3 protein-coding genes are annotated in these 5630 nt (G+C 60.1%); 2 read left to right on the top strand and 1 reads right to left on the bottom strand.

Annotated elements, in window-relative coordinates:
- The coding region (locus SMC1_RS08695) for an AAA family ATPase (RefSeq protein ID WP_133299413.1) at positions 1-2303 on the bottom strand (2303 nt) is incomplete at its 3' end.
- Positions 2304-2455: 152 nt separating this feature from the next.
- Between SMC1_RS08695 and SMC1_RS08690 the strand changes: the two genes are divergently transcribed.
- Together SMC1_RS08690 and SMC1_RS08685 are read left to right on the top strand one after the other, a co-directional pair.
- Positions 2456-5092 (top strand): valine--tRNA ligase, encoded by a 2637-nt coding sequence (locus tag SMC1_RS08690; protein WP_119086387.1) that lies wholly within the window; start codon positions 2456-2458, stop codon positions 5090-5092.
- Positions 5093-5188: 96 nt separating this feature from the next.
- On the top strand, positions 5189-5630 hold a 442-nt coding region (locus SMC1_RS08685; RefSeq protein ID WP_243626543.1), incomplete at its 3' end, for a bifunctional folylpolyglutamate synthase/dihydrofolate synthase.

The raw sequence follows: 5630 nt of genomic DNA, 5'->3' as shown, positions 1-5630 counted from the left end.
GCCCTGTCCGCGCTGTCCTGGGCGTCGCGCGCCTTGGCCAGCGTACTTCTGCGTTCAGCAAGAGTTTCACGGAGAGGCGCCAGTTCTTTCTCGAGTTCCACGATACGGCTTCGTGCCACGTCCAGGCGGCTTGCACGTTCATGTTCGACCGCGAGGCGGCGTTCCTCCTCCACGACCATCGCCTGTAACCGGGCCTGAGCCTGTTTCAGATCGCGCTCAGCCTGCTGGATGCCACTCAGGAGCTCACTTCGCTTGTAGCGCGCGAGCGTCACCATTTGCGCCTGATCAGTGGCTATCCGCAGGGCTTCGGCAGCCTCCGCCTCGAGCCGGGAAAGCTCGGCAGAGTCCTTGCCCGCAAACGAGCGTTCGATGGACCCACGCAGCGGTCGCACCGCAAATGCACTGTCGATGACAAATCCGTCTTCGCAGTACACCTTGTAGAAATCGTGGCGATGCTCGCGGGCGAACACCAGTCCCTGCTCGAGAGACGAAGCGACGAAGAGCCGACGCAGCAGCCCGCCCACGAGAGGTGGCGCGCCCGCCAGACTGCTAGCCATCGCCGCCACAGAAGAGGTGGCGACGTCCTTCTGGTTAGCTGCATCGTCCTTTGGGGCGTACCGGACCCCCATGGTCGCTTGTCCAGAACGACGGACAGCTAACGCCAGGGCATCGCACGGATCATCACTCAGCTCGATGGCCAGCTCCTCTCGCAGCAACTGCAACAGGAGAGGCCCGCGTTCACCCAGGTCGACCACGTCGAGGACACGGCGTGCCGTGGACCCGTTCCGTATCTGCCGCTCGAGGCTGGCGACGAACGCCGCGGCATTCTTGAGGGACTTCCGGTAGGACTCGGCAGTCATCGCTCTGTCCTTGCTGTCAGTTGCCAGCGCAGCCTGCTCCTGTTCGAGCGTGGTCAAGTTCCGAGAAACGTTCTCAGACTGCCCTCGCCACTCCTCAAGTGTTTTCTCGAGTGCGGCTGCCTGCTCACGCACCACATTCACTTGTTCAGCGGCTGTTTCGGGTCCGGGAGCGTCGGTGGCCTGTCCGGAAATCTCGACGGTCTTGCACTTCTCGTCCAGCTCGAATTGTAATGGATTGAACCGGCTGAACAGCTGGCGGACCTCGGTCTCGAGTTGCAAGACCTGGGCCTGCGTCTGGGCCAGGCCCTTGCGCCTCTGTTCGACGCTCTGGATCACTTCGTCGTAGGTGCGTTGTTCTGCGGCCAGCTCCGCGCCCCCCTGTGACTCCTCGCCCCTCAACTGGTCAATGGACGATGCTGTCTCGCCGGCCAGCCTGGTCGTCTGGAGCCTGCTGGCATCCCAGTCCTGCTCCTGACGCACAAGCCTCGACTCCTCTGCCGCAAGGTACTTAGCCTTCTCGCGGACGGATACCAGTTCCTTCTCGAGCCGGTACGCATCCTCCCGCGCCTCGCTGAGAGCTGATGCCTTCTCGCGGAGTGATGCACTGAGCTTGCGCTGTGCGGTCTGAAGGTCGTCATGCGCTGCCTGCCGGCTGTTCAGGCTGCCGATGACCTCCGCCATCTTCTCCTGAGCCTCGGCAAGTCGCGCCGTGGCGCGTTCCTGTTCCCGCAATACAGATAGATACCGCGCGTGCGCAATGTCCATCTCCAGATCGCGCAGGCGCGACTGATAGCCGACATACTCGCGTGCCGCCGCCGCCTGGAGGCCAAGATGCGCATAGTTGCCGTTCAGCTCGGCCAGCAGGTCCTCGACACGTGCGATGTTCACCCGTGTCTCTTCCAGCTTGATCAGCGTGTCCCTCTTGCGCTGTTTGTACTCGGCAATGCCGGCGACCTCTTCGAAGAGAGCCTTGCGCTCCTCCGGTTTCATCGTGAAAATGCGGCTTATCTCGCCCTGCCCGATGAACGGGTAGTGGCGGAACCCGAGCCCCGTCGATGTCAGCAGCTCTTCGACATCCCGGAGCTGAACATCGTTTCCGTCGATGAGGAAGTCCGATTCCTTGGAACGGAAGATGCGCCGAGCCACCGCGACCTTGTCCATGCCGGTGCCGAACACGTCGCCCTCGTTGTTGAACACGACCTCGGCTTCGGCGTAGTTGACGGGATGGCGTGTCGCGCTGCCGGCGAAGATGAGGTCCAGCATCGAACGGGCACGAAGCGTTCTCAGGTTCTGCTCACACAGTGTCCAGCGCAACGCATCGACCAGGTTGCTCTTGCCCGAACCGTTGGGCCCAACGATAGCGATGACCGGATAGGAAAGCTCCAGTGTCGTGCTCTGCTCAAAGGTTTTGAACCCCTGAATATGAAGGGATTTCAGATACATGTCGCGCGTGTCCTCCGACTCAAAAGGGTCCGATCCAACGAAAGTATAGCCGCGTTCCTGGCCGTGGCAATCAGAGCCGAAGAGCCTCAGTTCAATTGACAAACAGTAGCCGCAGCTTATACTTGCGAGATACCGTCGTGGAGGTTTGAGTGATGACTCCAATCCAACTGGATCCGTTGTACGAAGCGAAAAAGCACGAGGAACAGATCTACAATCTATGGCTCAGCCAGGCGGCTTTTCATTCGGAGCCCAACCCCGACAGAACACCATTCGTTGTCATGATGCCACCACCCAATGTCACTGGGTACCTGCACATGGGACACGCTCTTAATATGACACTCCAGGACATTGCAATCCGGTACAAGCGCATGAAGGGGTTCGAGACGCTGTGGCTGCCGGGTATGGATCACGCCGGCATCGCCACACAGGCAGTCGTCGAGCGTCAGATCAAGGAACAGGGGCTGACCAGGGAAGGACTTGGGCGCGACGAATTCGTGCGTCGCATCTGGGAGTGGAAAGAGAAGTACGGAGGCATCATCCTGTCCCAGCTCAAGAAGCTCGGCGTCTCTGCCGACTGGGACCGTCTGCGCTTCACACTTGACGAGCCGTATGAGCGCGCTGTCAAAGCCGCCTTCGTGCATTACTATGAGAAGGGCCTTCTCTACAAGGGTCAGCGTATCACCAACTGGTGTCCCCGTTGCCACACGGCCATCTCCGACATCGAGGTCATGTACGCAAACGAGAAGGGTCATCTCTGGTACGTCCGATACCCGTTCGCCGATGGCTCGGGGTCCGTCACGATTGCCACGACGCGCCCGGAAACCATCCTCGCGGATGCAGCCGTCGCTGTCAACCCGGCTGACCCACGGTACACGGACATCGTCGGAAAACAGGTCATCGTTCCCGTCGCCAACCGGACTATCCCAGTGATCGCGGACGAAGCTGTCCTGCTGGATTTCGGCACGGGCGCCCTCAAGATCACTCCCGGCCACGACCCCACAGACTTCGAGGTCGGCCGGCGGCACGACCTTCCGAGTATGGCTGTCATCGGCCTCGACGGCCTCATGAACGAGAACGCCTTGCACTACAGGGGCATGACCGCCGCCCTCGCCCGTGAGAAGATCGTGGCCGAGATCGACGCCCTGGGGCTGCTGGAAAAGGTGGACGACTACGAACACAGCGTTGGGCACTGCTCTCGCTGCGCTTCTACAATTGAGCCCATCGTCACGGACCAGTGGTACCTGCGTATGAAGGACCTGGCCGCCAGGGCACTAAAGGCTGAACGCGAGGGCAAGGTCGAGGTCCTGCCGGTCAAATGGCGGAAAGTCTATGAGAGCTGGCTGGAGAACATCAACGACTGGTGTGTTTCCCGTCAGTTGTGGTGGGGCCACCGCATCCCGGTCTACCATTGTGAAGACTGCGGAGAGGTCATCGTTTCAGTCGACGCCCCACACGTCTGCCCAACATGCGGCAGCAGTCATATCACCCAGGAAAGCGACGTCCTGGATACGTGGTTCAGCTCGGCCTTGTGGCCGTTCGCTACGCTGGGATGGCCCGAGCAGACCGCCTCTCTCACGTACTACTATCCGACGTCTCTGCTCATCACCGGATACGATATCATCTTCTTCTGGGTCACCCGCATGGTCATGTCTGGTCTCGAGTTCATGGATGACGTCCCCTTCCATACGGTCTTCATCACGGGTCTTGTCCGCGATGAACAGGGACGGAAGATGAGCAAGTCGCTCAAGAACCAGGTGGATCCGCTGGACCTGATCAGCACGTACGGCACCGATGCCTTGCGATTCACGATGGCCTCCCTCTCCACCTACGGAGGACAGGATATCCTGCTCTCCGACCAGAAGCTGCTGTCGTCGCGGAACTTCATCAACAAGCTGTGGAATGCAACGCGCTTCGTCGTCGCCGGCGTCGACGTCAAGGAGACGCTGGCCGGCCCCCTTCCGTCCGATGATCAGCTTGGACTGTTCGATCGATGGATTTTGACGCGTCTGGCCGACGCAACACGCGACGTGACGGCCAAAATGGACGTGTACGACTTCGGCGAGGCTTCGCACCGGCTCTATGAGTTTATCTGGGGCGACTTCTGCGATTGGTACATCGAGCTGGCGAAGATCCCGCTCCGCGACGACGCCAGGGCACCCGCAACCCGCTGGGTACTGGCGTACGTCCTGGAACATACGCTGCGCCTTCTCCACCCGTTTGTCCCATTTGTCACCGAGACCATCACACAGCAGCTGTACAGCGGCGACCATCTGATGGCGACGGCGGCGTACCCCGAGGCCGATGGGATGACCACCTACGACAAGGACGCCACGCAGGCCGACTTCCTCATCGGGTTCATCAAGGCAGTCCGGAACCTCAAGGCGGTCTTCCATCTGCCGCCAACCGAGAAACAGAGCGTGGTGGCGATCGGGGCGGAAAGCGACATCGCGGCAATCATGGCAAATGCCGAGGCAGTCAAGTTCGTTGGACGGTTTGCCGACATCGGCACGGAGCTGGATTCGACCCAGCGCTACATCAAAGGCGCCTACGGGGCGATGCAGGTCATGATCCTTGCGAAGTCAGACTTCGACTATGAAGGCGAGCTCAAGGTACTTGATGGCAGACTGGAACTCCTGCACGCAGAGATTGCCAAGCTTGAAGACCGGCTGGGCAACCAGGATTTTCTTGCGCGTGCGCCGGCCGAAGTCGTCAACAAGGACACGCAGAAACTGGAAGACCTCAAGGCCGAGGAACAGCTCATCGCAACCTTCCTGCAGGGGCAGGGCTAGACCTGGCACGGCGTGCAGACTCGCGAGCGAAGAACAACATACGCTGAAGCACTCGATTGCGTCTTCTCACTCTCCAAGTTCGGCTCGAAGCTGGGCTTGGAGAGAATTCGTCGTATCATGGCCAGCCTGGGAAACCCGGAACGGCAGCTCCGATTCGTTCACGTGGCAGGCACCAAGGGCAAAGGGTCGGTCTGTGCTTTCACGGCACGCATGCTCGAGGAAGCCGGCTATACCGTCGGCCTCTACATCTCCCCTTCACTCGTAGATGTCGGCGAACGCATCTCGGTCAACGGAACGATGCTCTCTCCCAAGGATTTCCTCGACGCCTTCGAAGTCGTGTGGAATATTATTGGTACGGTGTCCGAAGATGATCCGGTCACGGTCTTCGAGGTCTTCACCGCCATGGCGATCGTGCACTTCGCCCGCAGGAAGGTCGACATAGTCGTGTGGGAGGTCGGTCTCGGAGGGCTGTACGATGCTACCAATGTCATCCCCGTGCCCGAGGTTGCCGTCATCACAAATATCGGACTGGAACATA

This window comes from Candidatus Cryosericum septentrionale, from assembly GCF_003570995.1.
Lineage (GTDB): Bacteria > Caldisericota > Caldisericia > Cryosericales > Cryosericaceae > Cryosericum > Cryosericum septentrionale.
The sequence above is the reverse complement of the archived record's forward strand: the minus strand, read 5'-3'. Positions and strand labels throughout refer to the sequence as shown.